The following is a 25,668-nucleotide window of genomic DNA, read 5'->3' as shown; positions in this document are numbered from 1 at the left end:
TAACTCTTTTATCGATAGTGATAACCATAATACATCTCGACCTTTGTTATATTCGGCAGGAATTGTATAGAAAATAAGTTTAATTTCAATAGAGAAATAAATAAAAATTGTTATAAATTTGTAATGAATGTGTTTTGATAAAGCTCTTTAATGGGTTTTTATGTGATCAATGCTGCGGTTTTTTATTTATTTTGATCTTTTTGCAATCAAAGTTTGAGATTTTAGAAAATAATTAATTATTGTGCTTGAACTGCTAAAGAAAATTCGTATAGTATCATCGCAACAAAGATGGGAGTTACATGTAAGTATCTAAGCAATTGCTTGTTGGTAATCATGGATATTTGGGTCAATACTGGATCCCCGGATCAAGTCCGAGGATGACGTTCTTGATCCGAGAATCTAAAAAAATACCTGATAATACTTGCATAGCTATTTATACCCAGCGTTAAACCAGCAAAATGGTTTGTAAATGATGTCGTATTGATCAGTTTAAGGAATAGCATGTCAAATATTTTTGCAGTAGATGGATTAGGGTTATCTGGATCGAATTTTAATTTTTTAGGGGGAAAAACCCAAACCTTGGGACAGCGTCAAGAGGGCTTTTTCGTCAACGCGGCTAATGGCAACTTGGTGTTACAAGACCAAGGATTGCATTTAGCAAGCACGAGGCTTGATAATACGCTTAATCAGTTTTATAACAGCGAAGGGCAGTTGAGTGACGCTTCGCATTGGCGTTTCAATACCGCCAGTATCTCAGGGCTAAATGGCACGCTTAATACTGCCAATAGCTATATCGACTATACCGCAGAAGATGGGCATGTATTGCGTTTTAGCTATGATGCGGATAAAGGGTGCTATAGCGCAAAAGATGAACGTGGCGCATTAAGCCAGCTGCGTTTTGTCAATCAACAATGGCAGCATATCTCAGGTGATCACAAAACCATAGAAAGCTTTGATAGCAATGGTCAGCTGACACAAAAAGCTGATCAGATGGGTAATGTGATTCGTTATCGTTATGATGGTAGTAAGCTTGTTGAAATAGACGATAGCTCAAATGGCAAAATCATCCTAAGCTACGATGGCGATTTAGTCTCAGGCATTAAGAGTGTTAGTGTCGATAACACGATCTCAGAAATTCATTATGGCTATGATGCGAATAAGCGCTTGATCAAAACGACGGTGCTTATGGCGAATGATCAAAGCTATGTTACCGAATACGCGTACGATGGTGATAGTCAACGCATTACGATGATCAAGCAAAGTGATGGCAGTGTCATGCAATTTGGCTATGGACTTGTTGGTAATGAGTATCGCATCAGCCATTGGATTGATGGGCAAGGGCGACAAACGACATTGCAATATGATTTAGATGCACACAAAACCGATATTATCGACGCGCATGGTAATAACAGCAGTATTTTTTACGATGATCATCAACGTGTGATAAAGTTTGTTGCCGCAAGTAGTGATAAGCTCACACCTGTAGTTAATGAATATCAATATGACACGCATGGCAATTTGATCAGCTTTATTGATGGTAATGCACATAAGACAAGTTATGGCTATGATCAACAGGGTAATATCATCAGTATTACCGATGCTAATGGCAACACGCTGACAAGAGCATATGACACAAACAATCAACTAGTGAGTGAGACAAAAACGGTTGCAGGAAAAGCGCTCACCAAGCGTTATGTTTACGATGAGCATAGCAATTTGCGCTTTATCGTTGATGAGACGGGCGATGTACTTGAGTATCGCTATGATAACAAAGGCAATAAAATATCGACCTTGCAGTATCTTGCTAATCGTTTTGATGTTAATACACTCAGCGCAAATCAGCAGTTAAGTTTAGAAGCGATTTCAACTTGGCAGCAACAGGCAAACCTTCAGGCTGTCATGCGTCAAGACTATCAATATGATGCCTTGGGGCAGCTCTCACAAACCTTAAGTTATCGTGGGTTGGATCAAGCAGGCAATGGGTTAAGTAATCAGATGTTTAAAACCCAATATGTCTATGATGCTAGTGGTAAGTTGATGCAGCAAATTAGCTTTGATGGGCAAAACAATGCGCAAATAACGCACTTCACCTACGATGCTCTAGGACGATTATTGAGTAAAACCGATGCTTTGGGCAATACGACAACAACGAGCTATGATGATGCCAATCAACAGATTCGCACCCAATTTGCTAATGGTTTAGTGTCTCTTGAGCAGTATGATCACAGTGGGCAAATTATTTGTAAAACAGCGCTTGATCAAGCAGGACAGACGCTGGGGGTTACACATTTTAGCTATAATGATCAAGGTTTATTGGCGTACGTGCAGAATCCCCTAGGGCAGCGAGTATATTATTTCTACGATGGACAGAATCGCCAAATTGCCGAGGTTGATGCAACAGGCAATGTCACTGAGAATGTCTATGACAAAGCCGGTAATATCAACCAAAAAATACGCTATGCGAACAGTGTCGATCCTAGTAACTGGTTAGATGATAAAGGGGTGTGGTTAAACAAAGATTTTTCCAGCATCAAACCAAAGCAAGATGCGTTAGATCAAAAAGCATGGTTTATCTATAACGCTGATAACAGCCTTCACTATCAGATCGATGGTAATGGTGGCGTTAGTGAGCTTCGTTATGATGAGCGCGGCTTGCAGACGGAAGTGATCCATTATGCCACCCCTGTGGCATTAAGCGCTTTGGCAAGTAATGCGCCATTAAATATTCAAACAACTGCTCAAGATCGCCATAGTTTTACACTATATGATGCAGCTGGACGCGTAAGCTATCAGATCGATGCTCTAGGGCGCGCTACAGGTTTTGCGTATAACAATGCTGGAGCCGTTGTTGCTGTTAATCACTACAGCCAAACGGTTGCGCAAGACGCATTACAAAAAGCGCCAGATAATAACGCGCGCCTGATGTTGATGCCAACGGCAACTAATGATGACTTAAGAAGTTTTGTGCTTTACGATCAGGCAGGGCAAAAACAGGCTGAAATCGATAGCGCGGGTTATTTAACCGAGTACCACTATGGTCAGGATGGACTGCTTGTCAGTAAAACACGCTTTGGCAACAAGATCGCACAAATGCCAGCGTTTGCTGAGGTTGCGAATTTGCAGCTTCAAGCATTGAGACCTCAAAAAAGCGCGCATGATCAAACAGTGACGTATGCTTATGATGCCAAGGGTAATCTGATTCAAAGTGTTGATGCTTACGGCACAATCAGTCGCTTTAGCTATGATGCGATGGGTAATCTGACCCAGTCTGAGGTGGGGCATTTTGTTGGTGAACAAGCCAATGATTATGCAGACGTGCGCACAATACAGAATAAATATGATTTACAAGGGCATTTGATAGCACGCTTAGATGCCAATGCGGTGGCACTTTTAACACAAGCTAAATCGCAACAGGAAATTGACAGCATCTGGCAAACGAAATCAACGCGTTTTAGCTATGATGCCATTGGCAATAAAATCATAGAAACCGATCCATTAGGGCATGTCAGCTACTTTTACTATGATCAAAATGGCAGGCTAAGTTATAGCGTTGATGGCAGTGGTGGCGTCACCAGTATTCATTATGACAGCTTTGGGCAGGTCACTGAAAAGATACGTTATGCACAAGCCGTTGACCATAATGCATTAAACCCTAATGAAGTTAGCTCTTTAGAAAAACAGCTAAAAACGACAGCACAAGATATTCATCTTAAGTATCAATATGACAGCCGAGGTAATTTGACTGAAGTCATCGATGGTTTACATCATATTACGCACAAGGTGTATGATGCATTTGCTGATGTGGTTGAACAAAGCCAGGATGTAGGTGTGGCTAACACGCAAACCAATCCCGAGCAAAGAATTGATCGTTTTGAGTATGATGCCATGGGGCAATTGCTTAAAACCACGCAAGATGTCGGTGGGCTTAATGCTATCAAGACGCAAAGCTATGATGCCTTTGGACGCCTGATCAAACAAACCGATGCCGCAGGTCTCAGTATCGAGCATCAATATGACGCATTAGGGCGCGAGATCACGTTAACACGAGCAGATGGCACGACAAATCGCATAAGCTATGATGCCTTTGGGCGCAAGCTCACACAAGAGGATGCGCTTGGCAATATCACAACCATAAGCTACGATGATCAAACCCATAGCATGACAGCAACCTCAAGTGAGGGCGTGCATGTCACCACAGCATTTGATCGCCATGGGCAGAAAATAACATTAACAGATGGCAATGGCGTAAGCACACATTATCAGTACGATAAAAATGGTAATCTAATCACTACTATTGATGGTGAGAATGGGGTGACTCACGCGCGTTTTGATGCCAATAATCAGCTGATTGAAACAGTTGACGCTGATAACAATAAAGTCATTTACCAATACGATGCGCTAGGGCGACTGTTAACAAAAACCATCGATCCAGAGGGGCTTAAAATCACCACCAGCATGCAATATGATGCACTGGGTAACAAGGTGTTAAGTACGGATGGCAATGGTGTCAAAACCCATTTTGAGTACGATCAAAATGGCAACTTAACCAAGATGATTGAAGATGCAGATGGTTTAGCTGTTATCAGTAGCTTTAGCTATGATGCCCAAGGCAACAAAGTGCTTGTAACTAAAGGTGGTATAACAAAAGCCTATACCTATGATCATTTAGGGCGTTTAAGCTCTGAGATTACCGATCCAACCGGATTGAAGATCACGAAAACTTATCACTATGATCAAAGCAATCAACTCATTAGCGCAACAGACGCTAATGGCAACACCACCAGCTATCGCTATGATGCTATGGGGCGCTTGCGCTTTACGATTAATGCACTTGGTCAGGTCAGTGAGCTACGCTATGATCAAAACGGGCAAAAAATCGCCGAAGTTCAATATAGCAAAACCATTGATACAGCTACGTTGTCAGGTCTTGATAGCTTAGATAAGCTTGCCACAGCACTAAACGGTGATACAGCTGCCAATATCAATCATTATGTTTATGGCAAAGCCGGCGAGCTATTGTATGAGATCAACCCGCAAAACGCATTAACGGCATATCACTACGACTACAACGGCAATGTGACGATCAAAACGCAATATGCCACGGCGATTACCTTGCCTCAGGTTTTAACAAGAGAAAGCATTGAAAGTGCGCTTAAAGTGGATAGTGCTCACGATCAGACGACGCAGTTTATCTATAATAATGTCAATCAAGTGCGTTATCAGATCAATAGTTTAAAACAAGTGACACAGTTTGATTATGACGGCAGTGGCAAAGTGATCAAAAAGACTGAGTTTGCCAAACCGATTTCTCAAGATCTGGTGCGTTCAAATAAAATCACCTTACGCTGGGCAGCAGGGCAAACGCCGATGCCAGCCAATGGCAAGATTGAGTTTGTTTATGACTGGCAGCATCGCTCAAAGATGGCAGCTAAGGTGACTTATCACAATGGTTTTTATGAGGTGTCATTACCGAGTTTGACTCAGGATCAATCTGATTTTACCGTTAACTGCTATGATGCCGGTGGCAATCTGGTGGCTTTTTGGAATGGCACCTTTATTCCGACGGCTGATAGCGGCACACAATTAAAGCTTGAAACACATCATAAAGAGCAAGTTGATGGGCAATGGGTTGATGTCGCGCTACCACTTGATATGCTTTTTGACAGAAGCAATAGCGTGGTTGATATGCAGGGCTTTTTAAAGCAGCTAGATAGCACAGATCAAGATAACCATGAGCTTCGCAACGTCTATGATCACGCTGGGCGCTTAAGCTATACCTTAGAAAAACAAGACGCATTTAATGCCAAGGTCACGTCATTGAGCTATGACAATGATGGCAATTTGATTAAAAAAACCAATGTCAAACAAACGGTGTCGCCAAACATAGCTGAAAGCTATCAGCAGGTGATTCGCTGGCCGGTATCGACGTATCCAGATTTAAAAGGGTCGACGAAGCTCAAAATCTGGCGCGCTGATGGCTTAATTGCGCCTGTTGAAGTACCGGTTACGATTGTTGATGGGTTTTATCAGGCAACCATTGATCAAGCACAAGGCGGTGATTATTACTTAGATATCGATCACTATGATGCCGGAGGCAATGCCAAAGTTGGCACGACTGCGCGTTTTCATGTGGGACCAACTCAATCAGCGCAATCGACGACGTTTTACTATGTGCATAAAGTCGGCGATCATTACGAGCGCGCCAGTGTGGCAATTGTCATGGAAATGACCGCAATCCCGCAAACGACATTAAGTGAGATGCTATCGCAAGCGGTAAATAAAACGGCAGATAGCAACGAGTCTATAACTTACGAATACGATCACTTAGGGCGCAAAATCACTGCCTGTGATGGCAATGGCTTTGCCGAGCATTTTGCTTATGATCCTAATGGCAATGTCATAACACACACGCAAAAAAATGGCTATCAATGGCATTACAGTTATGATGGTGCTGGACGCATGCTCAGTAAACAAGGCGATGCGCTGGCTGTTGCTACGACAACACTTGTAAATGGCAAGCTTGTGTTAAGCCAAGCAACACAGGCACCGATTACTCGCTATCAATACGATGCCATGGGTAATGTTATCGCCATTACGGAGCATTGCGATACCGATAAAGCGCATACGACAAGCTACAGCTATGATGCATTAAATCGACAAGTGAAAACCACGCAGCAAGGCGTGGCAGTATTTGATGTGCAAAGCAATACCTCAACGCTAACAAACTTAAGTAATACGGTTATCTATGACACATTAGGGCGAGCAATTGTCAATATTGATGAGCAAGGTAATCGTACCTATAAGGTATATGATCAATTAAATCAGCTGCGTTTTGAAATCAATGCCAAGGGTTATGTTAAAGAATATAGCTATGATCACTTTGGCAATAAAGTGCAAACAACCGCCTATGCCACCGCCGTGGATATGACAGACCACCCTAATGGCATTAATGAAGCCGAGTTAAAAGCGAAGATTCAGGAAAGCAAGCTTGATCGCACGATTAGCAATCAATATGATCAAGGCAATCGCTTAGTGCGTGCAGAGCAGGATCATGTCTTTAGTTACCAAAATCAAACAGCCAATGCCGATAGCAGTAATATCACTTTGTATGACTATGACAGCTTTGGCAATGTGGTGAGAACATCAAGTCTGATTGATTCAACTAATCAACGGTGGGCAGAGCATTATTTTTATTACGATGCGTTGAATCAACAGGTCGCAGAGGTTGACTCACAAGGCTATTTGACCTATAAGTCTTATGATCAATTTGGCAATGTTAGCCGTCAAATTGAGTTTGCAACACCTCTTGAGCAGGGTGCTTGGAATAAGGGCTTTTATAGTTTCCCTAATGATAGTGATGATGATCGCACGATTGAATATCACTATGATCATAATCATCAACTGGTGAGTAAAACTGAGTTAGCGGTTGATTATCAAGCGATTGATGAAGCGCATTATCAACTGGTCAATAAAACAGCTGATTTAACCACCAGCATGCAATACGATGCGATGGGTAATGTCATTAAAACAACCAATGCTTTGGGCGTTTCCCAGCGCATGATGTATGACCAACAAGGACATTTGATCGCGAAAACCGGCGGTTTTGTTGAAGGTAGTGATTTATCTAAAACGCCAGTGACTGCATTTGAGTATGATATCGCCGGCAATCTGGTGGCAAGCACGCGCCTAAATTCAGGGGTTAGCGCACTTACTGATACGGGCTTTGGCTTTGCAATGTCAGCAAATGACATTAGTACCACGGCACAATACGATGCTTGGGGACGAATGATCCTGCAAAGTGATGGCAATGGAAACTTAAGTTATTTCAGTTATAACCACCAAAATAAGCTTGCGCAAAAGAAACAAACCGTGCATGACAGTTTAGGTAATGCGCGAGAGATGATTGAAAGCTATGCCTATGATGTCTTAGCCCAGCAAACCGAAACCATATTAACCGAAGTCGATGGGCATAAACGCAGCGAGAGTGTGCAATACGATGCCTTCTCACAAGTGATCACGCGGAGTGTAAATGGTCAGATCTATGAGCATAATGACTATGATAATAAAGGGCAATTATGGCGCACAAATCAAAAAGATGGGATTGCCAAGGTATATTTATATGATTTACAGGGCAGGTTGAGTGCTCAAGTGACCAGTCAAAGTCAGAAGCTTTTAAGTGATGAGTTTAGCTCAGCCAATGATATTGCAACGATTATTCATAACAATATGCTGGTCACAAGTTATTTTTATGATGGTGCGGGTAATCCCATTCGTATCACCTTGCCAACATTTACTAAAAATGGCACAAGCTATACCCCTGAGATTAAACAAAGCTTTAACCGCTGGGGTGAGCTATTAACCAAAACCGATGTGCTTGGCAATACCACAACTTACCGCTATAACAAACATGGTCAGCTGCTACAAACGACATTACCGAAAATTGCCGTGATGGATGAAGCAGGCAATGCGCAAATGATGGCACCTGTGCTGATTAAGGGCTATGACGCCATGGGGCGTGAGATTGCTGAGATTGATGGCAATGGTCATATGCAAACCAAAGCTTATGATGCTGAAGATCGGGTGACGCAAACGCGCGATGCCTTAAGAAATAGCACAAGCTATAGCTATGATCAGCTTGGGCGCAAAGTTGCGGCAGTTGATGCTTTAGGACAAAAAACGAGTTTTAGTTACGATGGCAATGATCAGCTAGTGGCTGAGGATAATGGCTTTGCCGTGAATCACTATGCCTATAATGAGTTAGGCGACAGAATAAGTGCGACCAATGCCTTAGGTTTTAGCACGCGTTATGATTATGACAACGAGCATCACTTAATTAAACAAACCTTGGCAGGTGGGCAAACAAGTACCTATCAATATGATGATCGCGGTAACAAGATCAAAGAGATCAATGCCAATAACGACAGCATGAGCTGGCAATATGATGTACAAAACCGTCTAGTGGCACATACCGATCTTGGTGGCAATAGCTTTACTTATCGCTATAACGAGCTTAATCAGTTGCAGTTAAAAACCAACAACCTCAATCAAGTACAAACCTATGATTATTATGACAATGGACTACTTAAGTCGATTGATGATGGCATCGTTGGTAACAAAGACTACTTTGAGTATGATCTAGCGGGCAATAAGACCTTAACGCATTCCACAGGTTATGATGGTAAGGTCGATCAAACAACAACAGTAAGCTACGATGCGCTAGGACGTGTGACCGATATTTCAGGCAATGATCTGGCAAAATCGGATAATAGCTATCATGGTCATTATGACTATGATGCGGTGGGTAATCGCCGCCATACGACCTGGTCGTTTAATGACAAATCCTATAGTGCACAAGATAATTACTATCTATACGATGCCGATGATCGCATGATCATAAGTGGTGGTGAGATCAAAGATGGTAAGATCAAGCTTGCTGCCGATGGCAAATCCGTTGAGATCCTATATGATCAGGTCGGTAAACGCATTGGTGTCAACTATTACACCGAAGATACACTGTTTAAAATCGAGAGTAATATCGGCGGTAAAGTGCGCCTTGAACGCCCGATTCTCTCGGGTGATCGTTACCAGTATGATCAAAATGGTAATCTAACCCTTAGCACGCATTATAATTATATTGATCATGCTGACTCGGCTTATGTGACCCAGTTAAGGGAGCTTGATAAGCTAGGGCAAGTATTAACGCTTAAAAGCTATAGTGATAAAGATAAGCTAAGCAATCAGCAAGTGACTAGCTATAACCAAAATGGTTGGGTCGTTAAACAGGATAATTACAAAGCCGATGGTAGCTTAAGTAATACCGTTTATTATGATGCCGCAGGGGATTATGATGGTGTTGGTAATTTAACGCATTATCGTGTACATGTCGCTGAAGGCACACCGTATGATATCAACTACACCAAGACCTATTACAAATTTGATAGCTATAAACAAGCCAAGATCAGTGGCAAAAATGACAGTGGCGTGCTTGAGGCAGGCTCAACCACCTTTGACTATGATGGTAATGGTTTCTTGAAAGCAGTCAGTGATGAAAAGGATCATAACAACGATCGCACTTTTTATAACAACACCGAAGGCATGGTGCTTGAGAAGCATCAGGCAGATCGCGTGCAGCGCTATTATTACGTCAATGGTAAACCGGTAGGCACTTCAGGCAATGTCGATAATATTAACCCTGAGCACAAAGATGACAAAACGCCGAGCGCTGATTTTGATTATAACTATGTCAAAGTCAGTGATGGCTATCCTGCCAAAGCGCCAACAAGCTATGTGGTGCAAACAGGAGACACTCTACAATCAATTGCGGCAACGGTGTTTGGTGATAGCAAGCTTTGGTATGTTATTGCCGATGCCAATAACATCACCAGCAATGATGATTTAAAAGCCAAAGTCGGGCAGACGCTGACGATCCCGAATAAGATCGATAATATTCATAACAGCAGTGAAACTTTCCGCCCACAGGATTTAGCTAAGGTTATCGGCGATACTAACCCGACCATGCCAGTGATTCCACCACCACCGGCATCCGCCGATGGCGGCGGTGGCTGCGGGGTAGTTGGTGCTATTATTACCGCAGTGGTTGCCGTTGTTGCTGCGGTAGTGACGGTATATAGCTTAGGCACCTTATCGGCACCGATGGTTGCAGCGGTAGGTGCGACAGCCACAGCGATGGGTGTAGGAGCAGCAGCGGGAGCCGCAGGCTATATGGCGGGTTATTTAGCAGGACAGGCATTTGATGCAGCTTTTGATACGAATATTGGATACGGATTTAGCTGGAAGAGTCTCCTTACCCAAAGCTTAGTTTCGGCGGCAACGGCAGGGGTTTCTGCAGGTGTTACAGGAGGGGTAAATGTTGCCGCCAGTAGTCTCTATCAAAGTGCACTTATTGGAGGCTTAAGTGATGTAGCCTCCCAAGGCGTGCAGATTGCCGCTAATCGTCAGCATGGCTTTAATTGGCGTGAAACTTTAATTGCGACAGGCTTAGCGGCAGCAAGCTATCAGTCACAGGTTAAACTGCGTACAGATCGTTTGACCGAAAATGATGACCTGTTTATACGTACAGGTTCAAGAGTGGTACAAACTGAGGTTAATGCTTATGCGAATGTAGGACTTCGCAAAGCGATCGGTGATGATATTGCTTTTAATATGGGCTCGATTGCCAGAGATGCGTTTGGTAATGGTTTGGGTAATTCGATTGGCTCAGATATTAAGGCACACTGGCTCAGTGGACAGACGACAGAAGACAGAGGACAGAGGACGGATTCTGTATTGTCATCCTCGGGCATGACCCGGGGATCCAGTAATGCTGCAAAAGGCGGCTATTTTGGCAGTGTTGGCAAAGATGTCTTTGATCAAATGGCAAATGATTCTCTAAGTGGTTTAGATGCGGATATGAGTGATGATGGATTGTTTGATGCAATGTTACATTCAACATCCAACATTCAAAATTCAGAATCGACCGCAGATGATATTGTTAACAGCCTTGTAGGTGACTATATGGGCAGAGCACTGGATCCGGATAGCTATCATTCAACATCTAACATTCATAATTCATCATTAAACGCGGTGGATGATCATTACTTTGAAAGAAACGGGGTGATGCAATCAAACGTACCAACTCCAGAAAAACCATTAGTTGATGTTTGGGAAGAAGGCATGAACTTAGCGATGGCAGTTGGTGGTGCTTATGATGTTGCCAGACTCGGTGTAGCAGTTGCCAAGGATCCTGTTGCGGCATGGGGTGCGTTAAAACTCGGTGCATCAACGGTTGCTGATGGATTTAAAACGTTTGGGAACAAAGTTGCGTCGTTGTTTGTTAGTGAAAACAAAGCAACCAAAAGTACACTTTATCTTGATGAAGATATTTCTAAATTAGCTAAAAGTTGGCAGGGTAAAGCTCCTTATCTTGGAGTTGATAATTATAAAAACATAACTATAAAAAAAGGTACTGAAGTGTACGGAGGAATTCCAGGGCAAAGTAATTACTATTTTACAAGTAATACTTTGCGACGATTTGGAAGCTCTCCTGATAAATTATGGCAATCACTTCAAGTTAAATCGCATGAAACTCTTGGGTATCGCCCCAATATTGCAAAATATGTCTTTACTGAAGATACTAACGCAGCTATTGGAATTACTCGAGCCAACCCACAATTTGGAAGTGGAGGAGGAACTCAAATTTTTATAAAAGAGTTCGAGAGTAATTTGTCTAAAGTTCAAGATATAGAGTTATTAAAAGGTGAACTGAATGGTTAGCTTCAAATCTCCCGACCTTAATAAAATTCTACAAATAGAACTAAATCAAGGTAATGTAATAGATGAAATTTCAAGCTGGGCTCCTAGGTGTTCACGATTAATTATCCTCAGAAATAAGTTTTCTAAACAAGTCACATATACATTAGAGCATCTTCAGTATGCCGAACCCAATGATCCACATTATTGGTTTGCAGAATATATGACAGATGATGGTAGCGAGTGTTTGGCATGTCGGTTTGGTTAATGGAGTCCTGACTACCCAGAAATAATGACGGAGTTAGGTCTAATATCCACCACACTGTTTGGTGTGTTGATAATGGGTTTGCCCGTTCAGATAGCAGAAGACAGAAGACGGAGGACAGAGATTGGCAAGCAAAAATTAGATCCATATGCGGTCGAAGACAGAGCACCACGGGTTTGCCCGTGGGTGAATGAGAGTACCAAAATTAAATTGAGTATTTAATTTTGGTCGCTTCACAATGTGAAGCGTTAACCTCATAACGAAGTTGTGCAGCGGCTCAGCCGCTCAAGAACCCCGGGTTTACCCGGGGGTATCTATTTTACTTGACGCAAAACTTGAATGGGCAAAGAGAAGGTGCCATTGCAAATTTTAGCGCATTGAAGAGGATTACTGCGCAACATGTTTGAGCGTAGCGAGTTTGTGAAGCAGCGCTAAAATGCGCGTTAAAAAATTTGTGAGGCTAGCGTTTTTGCTTACTTTTGGAGCAATGCCAAAAGTAAGTCACATCAGCTACTTGCAGCGGTGAAATATATTTTAAAGTTAAAAATTTAATCAACAACAAAGAGAGGAATAAAAAGCAAATTATGAAAAAACAAACAAATCAGGCCAAAAAGAATGTCCAAAAATTGGTGGCATTTAGTGTTATATTTGCCGGTGGACTTTTTATAACGGGATGCGCCTCTAATGCTACAGTGACTGGGATGAGTTATAGTGCCGCAGTGACGCACAATAAAGTCCTCAGTAACAATCTTGTAGTGACAAGTGTGACGGGAGGTAGTGAAACAAATCCACTGTTGGCATCAAAAGTTAATAATGAAAACATGCAAGCAGCATTGGTTGACTCTCTGAAACATGCCAATTTATATGCCCCTGCAAACAAAGCTGAATACGCGTTAAATGCAAAGCTTGAAAAACTCGAGCAACCTTTTATGGGGTTTGACATGACGGTGTCTGCTACAGCAAGCTACGATTTGATTAATACTCACAATAAGCAATCTGTTTGGCATAAGCAGATAAGCAGTAAATATACGGCAACGACGTCGGATGCATTTGTTGGTGCTACACGATTGCGACTTGCCAATGAGGGCGCGATTAGAAATAATATTGCAGAATTAATCAAGGACTTGGATGATCTAAAAATAAATGGTCAGGCGGTTAAATTATCACAAGTTGCATTGAATGAAACAGCTAGGGGATAAAGCCTTAAAATAAACTTGATCTAGTGGCATGAATCAACAACAATAATGGCATTAAAGCAAAACTAAGGATGAATTTATGAACTATCTACAAAGAAGAGAAGAAGCAGCAAAGCAAGATGGTATGCAACAAAGCATGCAACAAGGTATGCGCGACAAGACCATGGTAGTTGCGCAAAATATGCTGATGAAAGGTTATACGCCCAAGGATGTTGCTGAAATTACTGAATTGAGTATCGAAGAAATTAATCGAATATATCAAGGATTGCAGCATTAATTTGATTCTTTTTACATGCAAAACAAAGACTTTTTAGCAAGGCAGATGACCAACTTGGCAGCCAATGAAACCGTAAGCTTTGGTAGCATAGGACTTCGCAAAGCGATCGGTGATGATATTGATTTTTTGTGGAGACGTGATCAATGCGTTATAGCGTTGTGATGATCTGCTTTAGTGGAATAGCGTGTGCATTACAGGCTTTATAGCTGGAAATTTTCTTGATCATACGGCAAGCCTTTATGGTGCTTGGTTTTTTTGCTTTTCATTATTGATGTTGATCTTATTTTTAATTATGCGTCGCAAAATGGCGTAACATATGCGTGTGGAAGATCTTGCAAAAAATAAAGTTTAAGGTTGTGTTTTACGTCAATACGATTATTATGGCGATACCTGAAAGGTTTTTAGAAAAATGCGCTTATGTTGCGAAAAATTATCAAGTCATTGATTCCGTCACGCGGGGAAGTTTTTTTTGATCTATTTGTTGAGGCAGCACAAAATGTGCATTTCTCAGCATCACTTCTGGTTGATATCGTTAATGAAGAAAATGCTTACAAAGCAACTGAGTTAATGGCTAAATTGCGTCAGCAGCGTCAAAATGCGGTAGATATTAATAAGAAAATCATTGTTGAGTTGAATGAGCAATTTATTACGCCAATTGATCGTGGTGATATTTTTCATTTATCGGGAATTATGCTCAAACTGACTAAACGCATTATTAAGATCAACAAAAAAATGCAAATTTATGCGATTGACAGCAAAGTCGATGATTGCTTGATTCGCAGTGTGGTCACCTTGCAAGAGATTACAAAATCCTTGTGTGACTTATTGATTGCCTTTAAAAATAAAGATGGTCAAAAGCTTAAACTTGCGTCACAGCGCGCGACAGAACTTGATGAGAATGTCGTTGAAGACTTGGGTGATGCGATTGATCAGATCAAAAAGGCGGATTACGATACATTGACAACAATCAAGCTAAAGGAAGTATTCAAGGCTGTAGAATCAGCGGTTGACACCAGTGCTACTTTATGTGATTCGGTGATGCGTATTTACGTCAAGGAAATCTAATTATGATGATAGTTCTTGTTAGTATTATCATCATTGCACTTTTTTTTGAATTCATTAATGGCTTTCATGATGTTGCCAATGTTGTAGCAACACCGATTGCATCAAAGTCATTATCCCCTTATCAAGCGATTATCATTGCCGCAATTTTTAACTTTGTTGGTGCGTTTATTGGTACAGCAGTAGCGACAACGATTAGTAAAGGTCTGGTTGATGCCAATGTCGTAACACATTTAGTATTAATTGCTGCATTATTCGCGGCGATTAGCTGGAATCTGTTTACGTGGTATTTCGGTATTCCATCTAGCTCATCACATGCGCTAATTGGATCTTTGGTAGGCGCTGCTATTGCCGCAAGTAATGTCCACACGATTCATTATGGTATTTTAGTTGGCAAGATTATTGTACCGATGATACTGTCACCCATTTTGGCATTTTTCCTAGCACTTATCCTAGTCGTTATTCTATTTAGAATCCTAAGCAAGCGTAAAACACCACGTAAATCAAATGCACGTATTCGTGAGATGCAGGTGATCTCTAGTAGCTTATTAGCTTTAAGTCATGGTTCAAACGATGCGCAAAAAACGATGTCGATTATTACCTTGGCATTATTTAGCTTTGGGATGGTGTCAACGGTTTCACACATTCCTGTATGGGTGATTTGCTTGTGTGCATTAACCATGGCACTTGGTACCTTATCCGGTGGGATGCGCATTATTAAGACATTGACAACACGTGTTGCCAAAATTGGTCCAGCGAACGGTTTTGCCGCTGAGATGAGCTCAGGGTTATTGATTCTTGGCGCCTCACATTTAGGCTTGCCAGTGAGTACCACGCAAGCTGCTTCAGGCTCAATTATGGGGGCGGGCTATCCAGAAAGCGGTGGTGTTAACTGGCGTGTCGTACGCACGATGGCAACGGCTTGGATTTTAACCTTACCGTGTTGTATGATCATGAGCTTTGTTGCCTACAAACTACTTTTTGCACTTTTTGGAGACTTGGGGATATCCGTTAACATTTAGTCATATTGAGGTTTAACTATGTTGTTAAAATCAGAAAAGAAATCTACCTTAAGTATTGCCAGTATTTATGCGTTTAGAATGCTGGGTCTTTTTATTATTTTGCCTATTTTTAGTCTTTATGCTGATAAGATTATTGACGCAACGCCAACATTAATCGGTGTGGCATTGGGTATTTATGGCTTAACGCAAGCATTATTACAGATTGTTTTGGGTGTGCTATCCGATAAATATGGACGAAAGCCCGTTATATTGTTTGGTTTGATTGTATTTATTATTGGTAGCGTTGTCGCGGCGATGTCACATACGATTTATGGCATTATCATTGGTCGCGCTTTGCAAGGAGCAGGTGCCATAGGTAGTACACTTACCGCTTTAGTTGCCGATACGACCAAAGAAGAAAATCGCATGAAAGCGATGTCAGTGATTGGTATGACAATCGGTTTATCATTTATTGGGGCGATGGTGCTAGGTCCTATTTTAAATACATGGATTGGTTTGTCGGGTATCTTTTGGTTGACAGCCATCTTGGGTGCTATTGGTATTGTTATCTTAATTTATGGTGTGCCAACGCCGACAAAAATTATTTTTCATAAAGGATCTGAAACCACACCTAGTCAAATCAAGAGTGTATTGAAAAAGCCTGAATTATTGCGTTTAAACTATGGTATCTTTAGCTTGCATGCAATGTTAACGGCATTGTTTCTCGCTATTCCGGTTATTTTAATTGACTATATTGGCGTGAGTATCGATAAGCAGTGGATTATCTATTTGCCTGTGCTATTTATCTCATTTTTCCTTATGGTGCCATTTATCATTATTGCCGAGACTAAAAACTTGATGAAACCTGTTTTTATTGGTGCGATCATCATTCTCACGGCAATGCAGTTTTTACTGTATGAATTTGATCATCATGTCATTGTGATGAGTGTTTTATTAGTATTGTACTTTGCAAGCTTTACCTTGCTTGAAGCGGCTTTGCCGTCACTGATCTCAAAAATGGCACCAATTAGCAGCAAAGGCACGGCAATGGGTGTTTACTCTAGCGCTCAGTTCTTTGGCATATTTTTTGGTGGCGTATTAGGTGGTGTGATCATGCATCACTTTGGTATACAGGGTGTTTTTATTTTTAATGGTCTGTTAGGTGTGTTGTGGATTGTGATCGCTATAACGATGCAAAAACCGAAACAATTAAGCTCTAAACTATATAGCCTCAATAAAGCTCAGCATATGGATGCTAAGGCGCTACAACAGCAAATTCTTAATTTGCCAGGTGTTGAGGAGGCAATGGTCTGTTTAAATGAGGGGGCAGCCTATCTTAAAGTTGATAAAAAAATATTTGATGAAGTTACATTGAAATCAGTTTTATAAAAAAAGCACGTACCGCTAGTCAGCTATAAATTGTCTGTTACAATGCAAAGCTATCTATAATTAATAATCGAGTTTACGATGAATTATACAAAAGCGCTGTCTTTGGTTAATGTCAATAAGATATACAAAGGTGGCTTTCATGCGGTAAAAGATGTCAGTTTTGACGTATATCCGGGAGATTTTTTTGCCTTATTAGGACCTAATGGTGCGGGTAAATCAACTACATTGGGGATGATTTCAGCGCTTGTCAATAAAACCAGCGGCAGCATTGAAGTCTGTGGCTATGATACGCTGAAATCGCCCTTTATGGCGCGCAAGCATCTAGGGGTTATGCCACAAGAGGTAAACTTAAATATCTTTGAAACACCGATGCAAATCCTGTTAACACAGGCAGGCTACTTTGGTATAGACCGTGAGGCAACCAAACCTTATGCTGAAAAGCTGTTAAGAGATATGGCGTTGTGGGATAAAAAGGATGAGCAAGTACGCTTCTTATCTGGTGGTATGAAGCGTCGCTTGATGGTGGCGCGTGCACTTATTCATAAACCCAAGGTGCTGATCTTGGATGAGCCAACGGCAGGGGTTGATGTTGAGCTACGTCAATCACTATGGGAGCAAATGCGCGCGTTAAATAAAGAAGGCTTAACCATTATCTTAACCACACATTATCTTGAAGAAGCTGAGAGCATGTGTAATCGCATTGCGTTGATTCATCAGGGTAAATTGCACACGAGTTCAGACATGAAGACACTGTTAAGATCAGTGGAAAAAGAGACGTATATTTTTGATTTGAAAGAGCCAATAACACCATCACAAATGCAATGTGAATACGGGCAATGCCAGTTAGTTGATTCAAATACCTTGGAAATTGAGGTCGATAAGAGTGTGACATTGAATCAATTATTTGCTGATTTAAGTCAGCAGAATATTGACGTATTAAGTGTTAAGACAAAAACAAATAAACTGGAAAAACTGTTTATTGATGTCGCAAGAAATAAGGCATAGGTGGGGAAGATGACATTTAAAGAATACTGGATTATTTATTACACAATATTAAGAAAAGAAGTGGTGCGTGTGCTACGCATTTGGCCGCAAACCCTTTTACCTTCAGCGATTACCATTAGTTTATATTTCCTCATTTTTGGGAAAGTGGTTGGTGCTCGCGTTGGTACGATGGATGGTTTTGGTTATATGCACTTTATTACACCTGGTCTTGTAATTATGGCAGTTATTAATAACTCATATGCCAATGTCGTGGGCTCGTTTTATGGTGCGCGCTTTAATCACTCCATTCAAGAGCTTTTGGTATCTCCGGCAACCAATCATTTGATTATTCTGGGCTATGTCTCAGGCGGTGTTGCGCGTGGCTTTTTTGTTGGGATGATGGTTACAGTTGTCGCAGGGTTATTTGGCGGGATTTCAATTGGCTTTAGTGGATTACTATTAATCTTATTATCATTTATTTTATGCGGTACTTTGTTTTCATTGGGTGGTCTGTTAAATGGTATTTTCTCGCAAAGCTTTGATGATACGACGATTTTCCCTACCTTTGTACTTACGCCTTTGATTTATCTTGGTGGCGTGTTTTATGGTTTGAGTGCATTACCTCCTTTTTGGCAACATATCGCGCAATATAATCCGTTATTCTATATCGTTGATTTTGTGCGTTATGCATTTATCGGCTATTCATCTGTCAACCCATGGGTTGCTTTAGTTGCTATCGTGCTCTTAATCGCTATTCTTTATAGCTTGGCATGGTATTTGCTATCACGTGGTATTCGCTTAAAATCTTAAGGAAATGAAAGGAAATAGATGAAAATTTCAGTCGTTCAATTAAATTACACCATTGCTGATTTTACGTATAACTTTGAAAAAATTTCGCGCGCGATGCATGAGCACAAAGCAGCGGATTTAATCGTGTTCTCTGAGCTTTGTATCAGCGGTTATTATCCCTATGATTTATTGACTTATGATGAAGTAATCAACAGACAAAATCAGATCATTGATAAGATTAAAACGCTTACAAAAACACTGGATACAGCGGTAGTAATCGGTGCGGCAACGGCGATAGCAGGGCTTAAAAAATTTCACAATAGTGCACTTGTCATTGCCGAGGGTGAGATTGTTCATTGTTATCACAAACAGCTTATTCCAAGCTATGGGGTTTTTGATGAGACAAGGCATTTTATTGCCGGACAAAACAATAAGCTAAGCTTCAAGTTTAAAGGTCAGCATTTAGCTATTTTGATTTGTGAAGATATCTGGTATGACAACCATCAGGGCTATTTAATAAATCCTATCGATGATTTACCTCAAAACCTAGATGCGCTTATTGTGTTAAATGCTTCGCCTTCGATGTTTGGTAAGTTTGAGCAGCGGTTACAGATTGCAAAAAATATCACCAAAAAGATTCAAGCCCCTGTAATCTATAGCTCACAAGTTGGTGGCTATGATGAGCTGATATACGATGGTGCAAGTTTCGTGTGTAATGCTAAATCAGAGCTTATGGCATTAGCAGATAGCTTTAAAGAGGGGAGTTTTAGCATTGATCTTGAACGTTTACCACAAGCAATCCTTAATGCGCCATATCAAGACAACCCACAAGCGTTTGTTTTGCAACAACTGATATGTGGATTAAAGGATTATGTCCACAAGTGTGGGTTTAAGGGTGTGGTTGTTGGATCATCTGGTGGCATTGATAGTGCATTGACTTTGGCGATTGCTACTTTGAGTTTAGGTGAAGATAATGTCAAAGCGATTACGATGCCTTCTGTGTATTCCTCCGAAGGTTCGGTAAGCGATTCCGTTGAATTGTGCCAGAATTTAGGAATTGAACTTTTCACACGTGAAATTAAAGAGGAGTTTTTACTCACCTGCAGGAACTTTAGCAAAGCCTTTGGAACTGAACCTAAAAAATTGACCAAAGAGAATATGCAAGCACGTATTCGTGGGCGAATTGTGATGGAGTACTCCAATGACACAGGTTTTTTAATGCTGACAACGGGTAACAAGAGTGAGCTTGCTGTGGGCTATGCGACACTTTATGGTGATATGTGTGGTGCACTAAATTGCATTGGTGATTTGTATAAGAATGACGTCTATGCTTTATCAAATTATATTAATCAAGCATATGGTGAGCTGATCCCGCAAAGCATTATCGATAAAGCGCCATCAGCTGAATTATCCGAAGGGCAAAAGGATTCTGATAGCTTGCCGGATTATGATCATCTTGATGCAATACTTAAGCTATATCTAGAGCGTGATTTGTTGGCAGATGATGAAATAAAGCGACTAGAGAGCATTGTTGCTGAAGTAGATTTAATTGAGCAAAAGAGAATTTATCGTTTGGTTGAATTAGCGGAGTTTAAGCGCAAACAAGCGCCACAGATTTTATTTATTCAACGCCGCCCGTTTGGTATGGGACGACGTATGCCAACCACGGCGAAGTTTAATAAGTAATTGAAGTTACGTGTTTTAGAAAAACTATGATTTTAAAACACCCCGTCAGCCTACGGCTGCCACCCCTCTTTGCAAGAGGGGTGCCGAGCTTGTGAGGCGGGGTGTTGGAATAAATGGAGTGCGTAACCTCAGTAAGTAATACAATTAATGACTAGAAACCGCATTTAACTCCGTTAATAGCATTTCAGGGGATTGCATTACCAATAGCTGTACTAAGTGTTTATCCAAGGTAATACAGCCATCAATGCCAAGCGCAAATAAGGTGCTTGAATTTACCTTATCAGCCGTTTTAAGCTCAATATCAAGTCGTGTTAATGAACACATGCTGACATTGACAATATTATCATTGCCACCCAGTGCGCTAATAATAGCATCGATGTCATAGCACTTAGTTTGTTCGGTCACTGTTTTTATAGTTTTTGCAGTTGTTTCGGTGTGATTGCTTGTTTTATCTCTAGCTGTGCTCATAAATGAGATATCAGCAGAATGAGGTAACGCTTCATTCATCTCACCTGCAATAAGATCTGCCTCAGGTCCTAAGATCACTTGGACAGTTTTACTATCAGGCACAACGATGCCGCGCGCACCGAGCTTTTTAAGTAGTGCTTGATTGATGTGACTACTGTCTTTGACTTGTAAGCGTAAGCGCGTTGTACATGCATCAATATTATCTAAGTTGTTTTTACCACCTAAAGCACCAATAAAGTTAAGTGCACGTGAGTCGGTTAACTGAGATGCTTCTTTTTCATCTTTTTCATCTTCTTCAACCACTTCATCGACCTCACGACCAATGGTTAGCAGGTTAAACTTCTTAATGAAGAAACTAAATAAGAAGTAATAAACAACAGCTGTTACAGCACCTACAGGTAGCAATAACCATGGATGTGTATCCATCTTAAAGAAAAGCACATAATCAATGAGTCCTGCTGAAAAGGTAAACCCGAGTTTGACACCTAGCACATACATAACAACCATCGAAATACCGGTAAGTAGTGCATGTATTAGATATAAAACGGGTGCTAGAAACATAAAGCTATATTCAATCGGCTCGGTCACCCCAGTTAAAAAGGCAGTTAATGCGATAGAAAACAGCATACCAGCAACAGCCTTTTGCTTGTGACTATGCGCATGGCGATACATCGCAAAGCAAGCTGCAGGCAAGCCAAACATCATGATTGGGAAGAAGCCTGCCATAAATGCACCAGCCGTTGGATCACCCGCCATAAATCGTGCAATATCGCCGTGAACAATGCCAGCGGCACCATGAAATGAACCAAATTGAAACCACACGAGATTGTTTAGGATATGATGTAAGCCAAACATCAATAAAATACGGTTAAAAACACCATATAAAAACAAACCAATCGAGCCTGAACCAATTAACCAATTACCAAAGGCATTAATACCTTCTTGAATCAGAGGCCAGATATAGCCAAAGAGAAAACCAAGCAAAACGGCAGTAAGTCCCGTAATAATCGGCACAAAACGTTTACCACCAAAAAATGCGAGGTATTCGGGTAGTTTGATTTCATAAAAACGGTTATAAAGCATTCCGGCAACAATACCGATAACAATACCACCAAGTACACCGGTATTAACGCCGGTATCAATGGTATTGATGACACTATTCATAATAAAGAAACCAACGACAGCGGCAAGGGCAGCGGCGCCATGGTTCTTCTTAGCAAAGCCAAGAGCGACACCCACAGCAAATAAAAGTGGTAAGTTGGCAAAGATCGCATTACCAGCATCGGCAATGGCTTTGATGTTGAGTAGGTCAGGTTGTCCAAATCGCAGTAAAATACCAGCAACCGGTAATACTGCAATTGGCAGCATTAATGCGCGACCAAGTTGTTGCAAATTTTGAAAGTTAAATTTCTTAGCCATTAGTTTCCTCCCTCATTAAAACTAATTTGTTGACGTACAAGTGTTCTTACAGCTTCGGCTGATTCAAGTGTTAAAGCTTGTTGTGCTAACTGTTGGCAATCAGTCAAGTTAAGCCCGCGAATCAAGGCTTTATTCTCAGCTAACATATTGCTGCGCATTGATAAATGCTTAATGCCTAAGCCAATGAGTATCGCAAGTGCTTCTTGATCTGCAGCCATTAAGCCACAAATGGATAGCTTAGTATTGTGTTTGTGTGCGGCAATATTGACGTTATTAATGGCATGAATAACCGCAGGATGCAAATGATCAATCTCAGCGGCAAGCGCATCATGCTCGCGATCCATTGCTAAAAGGTATTGTGTTAAGTCATTGGTGCCAATCGACATAAAATCGACTTCTTTGGCAAACAGCTCTGCTTGAAAGACAACACTTGGCACTTCTACCATAATGCCCAAGGGCTGTTTTATGCTACTACCAAGTTTTAGACGTTCTTCTTTATAGATGGCTTTGACCTGACGAAACTCAGCAATATTTGTAATCATTGGCAGCATAATATGCGCGTTAGGATTTTCTGTGCGAATGATTGCGCGCAATTGTGTGCGTAGAATCTCAGGGTGCTTCAAACATAAGCGTATGCCGCGAACACCTAAAAAGGGATTCATTTCATGTGGCATATTTAAATAATCGATTTGTTTATCGCCACCTGCATCTAAGGTGCGAATAATAATAGGTTTGTCATTGGTTGCATCTAATACTTCATTATAAATGCTAAGTTGCTCATCTTCAGTTGGTGCAGATAAGCGATCATAGAAAACAAATTCGCTTCTAAAGAGACCAACGCCTTCAGCACCTGATTGCGCGAAGTTAAGACATCCTTCAGGTGATTTGATATTCATATAACAATGAATCGTATGATCATCTTTTGTCTTAGCAGGTTCTGTTGCTTTAGCGCGCATTAATGCTAAGGCATCATTTAAAGTAGCAATTTGAGCTTGGTATTGCGTCATCGTATCAAGATCAGGATTAATAATAGCATAACCATCCGTTGCATTTAAGATAACGTGTTGAGCACAGTGGTCAAATAACCTGCTATCTACTTGGATTAACAAAGGCAGGTTATTGTTGTTGGCAATAATCGCGACATGAGAAGTGCGACCGCCTTTTGTTGAGATAAAGCCTACGACATTTTGATCCGCCTCTAAAATATCCGATAAGGTAAACTCATCCGCGATAAGAATGGTGGGCTTGGTATAGTGTGTTTTAGTTGGTGTGCTATTGGTTAGTATATATAGCACTTGTTTGCGAATATCTTTTAAGTCGGCAACACGTTCTTGCAGTAGGGTGTTTTGTGTCTTCTCCAGAATGGTGATTGATTCTATAATCGCATGATCCCACGCGTATTCTGCTGTTTTGCCTTGAGCTAGAAATTGAGTGATGCTGTTGTTAATATTGGCATCATTTAAAAGCCCTATATGCGCGCCAAGCATTGCATGCTTTGCTTTATCATGTGCATAAGTAGTCATTTGTGCTAATAGTTGCTTTTCATGTTTTTCTTTCGCTAATGTAAAGCGCTTGAGCTCTTGTGATTCTGGTACATTTGCTTCATCGGCATAGTTAAAGTGCTCTTCATTAATCCGCCGCAACTCACCAATAACAATCCCTTTGGCAGCAGAGATACCTAGGTATTGATTACCGTTAACTTTAGTCTGATTAAGTTCAGATTTTGTGGGTTGTGCTTCGGCTATGTGATCATCGACAAAGTTAACGAGTGCCTCTTCTAATGCGCAAGCTGCTTTCTCCGCATCTTCACCGCTGACAGTCAGTGTGATTTTGTCATTGAGTTGTATATTTAGTCCCATCAAGGCGACAAGACTTTTAACATCAGCGCTGGTATCACCTTTGTATATTACGGCAGTGGCATCAAATGATTTTAAAGTATGTGCTAGTAATGCTGCGGGACGAGCATGCAAGCCATGTGGGTTGTTGATAGTGATGCTACGCGTTACAAAAATCTGATCTTGCGTTTTTAATGCTGATTTGTTGCTATCATTATGCACTGTGCTATCTAAGCTAATGATTGGTGTTTGTGCCGAGCACCTTCCTTTTATTTTCAATAAAAGATCATCTTCTTGATAATCAGTGATAATCACCGGTGTAATTAAGGATTTAATCTTTTTACTTATAGTGCTTAGATCAAAGCTAAGTAGTAGCGTGTTGATATCAACCTCATCGTTGATTGATACATGTACATCAATTCCTTGACCATTAAGTGCGACACTTTCAAGCCCCAAGTGTATAAGGACATCATAGCCTGATTCAGTAGCAATGGTGATGGCATGTTTTGTTTTCGCAATATTTTTAACAATGCCTATTACTGGCGAGTAAATGCTTTGATCCAGAGGCTCAATTGCAAAGCCATTGCCAACCATTTTTTGTGCAAATACTGGATCTGGCACTTGATCTAATTCAACAATAAACCCATTAACAGGCGCGTATAATGTTAACCCCATTGTCTATCCCTCACTCTCATTATTTTATACCCCGTAATGTTACTTGGCTTTGTACTAACTAGAATTACGCACTTTTTCTACCTCAACACCCCGCCTCGCAAGTTTGGCACCCCTCTTGCAAAGAGGGGAATACAAAATAACTCTTGCCTAATTCCCCTCTTTGCAAGAGGGGTGGCAGCCGTAGGCTGACGGGGTGTTTATAAAATTATAGTTTTTTCTAAAGCGCGTAACTTTAATTACTAACATTTATAATGTTTAGCCAAATCAAAAGTAGCTATAAAATACATCTTATGTAGTTTATTTTCAATAAATATGTATTATTTACTGTGATCTATATCGTGTATGTAGCATTAAATGTGGTTGTGAATTCTGG

At 41.0% G+C, this 25,668-nt stretch carries 12 protein-coding genes; 10 read left to right on the top strand and 2 right to left on the bottom strand.

Annotated features, from left to right (window positions below):
• Positions 1–501 precede the first annotated feature (501 nt).
• The 10 genes from NYP54_RS02295 to NYP54_RS02250 all read left to right on the top strand — a co-directional run bounded on the left by NYP54_RS02295 (position 502) and on the right by NYP54_RS02250 (position 20,898).
• Complete coding sequence (locus NYP54_RS02295; RefSeq protein WP_283156992.1) at positions 502–12,273, top strand: LysM peptidoglycan-binding domain-containing protein; 11,772 nt, start codon at positions 502–504, stop codon at positions 12,271–12,273.
• 825 nt (positions 12,274–13,098) lie between these two features.
• Positions 13,099–13,713 (top strand): hypothetical protein, encoded by a 615-nt coding sequence (locus tag NYP54_RS02290; RefSeq protein WP_283156991.1) that lies wholly within the window; start codon positions 13,099–13,101, stop codon positions 13,711–13,713.
• A gap of 76 nt (positions 13,714–13,789) precedes the next feature.
• The gene (locus tag NYP54_RS02285; RefSeq protein ID WP_283156990.1) at positions 13,790–13,987 is read left to right on the top strand and encodes a hypothetical protein; all 198 of its coding nucleotides are present in this window, start codon (positions 13,790–13,792) and stop codon (positions 13,985–13,987) included.
• 15 nt (positions 13,988–14,002) lie between these two features.
• Positions 14,003–14,149, top strand: coding sequence for a hypothetical protein (locus NYP54_RS02280; protein ID WP_283156989.1), 147 nt, complete (start codon positions 14,003–14,005; stop codon positions 14,147–14,149).
• 255 nt (positions 14,150–14,404) lie between these two features.
• The gene (locus NYP54_RS02275; RefSeq protein WP_117003557.1) at positions 14,405–15,052 is read left to right on the top strand and encodes a PhoU family transcriptional regulator; all 648 of its coding nucleotides are present in this window, start codon (positions 14,405–14,407) and stop codon (positions 15,050–15,052) included.
• Positions 15,052–16,071 (top strand): inorganic phosphate transporter, encoded by a 1,020-nt coding sequence (locus NYP54_RS02270; RefSeq protein WP_349293365.1) that lies wholly within the window; start codon positions 15,052–15,054, stop codon positions 16,069–16,071. Before NYP54_RS02275 ends, NYP54_RS02270 begins: the two co-directional genes overlap by 1 nt.
• Positions 16,072–16,089: 18 nt before the next feature.
• Positions 16,090–17,439: an MFS transporter gene (locus tag NYP54_RS02265; protein ID WP_283156987.1), complete on the top strand. Its 1,350-nt coding sequence runs from the start codon at positions 16,090–16,092 to the stop codon at positions 17,437–17,439.
• Between the two features lie 78 nt (positions 17,440–17,517).
• Positions 17,518–18,444 (top strand): ABC transporter ATP-binding protein, encoded by a 927-nt coding sequence (locus NYP54_RS02260; protein ID WP_283156986.1) that lies wholly within the window; start codon positions 17,518–17,520, stop codon positions 18,442–18,444.
• Between the two features lie 9 nt (positions 18,445–18,453).
• Positions 18,454–19,233, top strand: coding sequence for an ABC transporter permease (locus NYP54_RS02255; protein WP_283156985.1), 780 nt, complete (start codon positions 18,454–18,456; stop codon positions 19,231–19,233).
• 18 nt (positions 19,234–19,251) lie between these two features.
• The gene (locus tag NYP54_RS02250; protein WP_283156984.1) at positions 19,252–20,898 is read left to right on the top strand and encodes an NAD+ synthase; all 1,647 of its coding nucleotides are present in this window, start codon (positions 19,252–19,254) and stop codon (positions 20,896–20,898) included.
• A gap of 144 nt (positions 20,899–21,042) precedes the next feature.
• On the opposite strand, the gene nagE is transcribed toward NYP54_RS02250, so the two are convergent.
• Positions 21,043–22,785: an N-acetylglucosamine-specific PTS transporter subunit IIBC gene (nagE, locus tag NYP54_RS02245; RefSeq protein WP_283156983.1), complete on the bottom strand. Its 1,743-nt coding sequence runs from the start codon at positions 22,783–22,785 to the stop codon at positions 21,043–21,045.
• Positions 22,785–25,295: a phosphoenolpyruvate--protein phosphotransferase gene (gene ptsP, locus NYP54_RS02240; protein WP_283156982.1), complete on the bottom strand. Its 2,511-nt coding sequence runs from the start codon at positions 25,293–25,295 to the stop codon at positions 22,785–22,787. Before ptsP ends, nagE begins: the two co-directional genes overlap by 1 nt.
• Positions 25,296–25,668: the final 373 nt, after the last annotated feature.

It is taken from the genome of Cysteiniphilum sp. QT6929 (assembly GCF_030035755.1).
GTDB classification, from domain to species: Bacteria; Pseudomonadota; Gammaproteobacteria; order Francisellales; family Francisellaceae; genus Caedibacter; species Caedibacter litoralis.
This window is presented reverse-complemented; position numbering and strand designations above follow the sequence as displayed.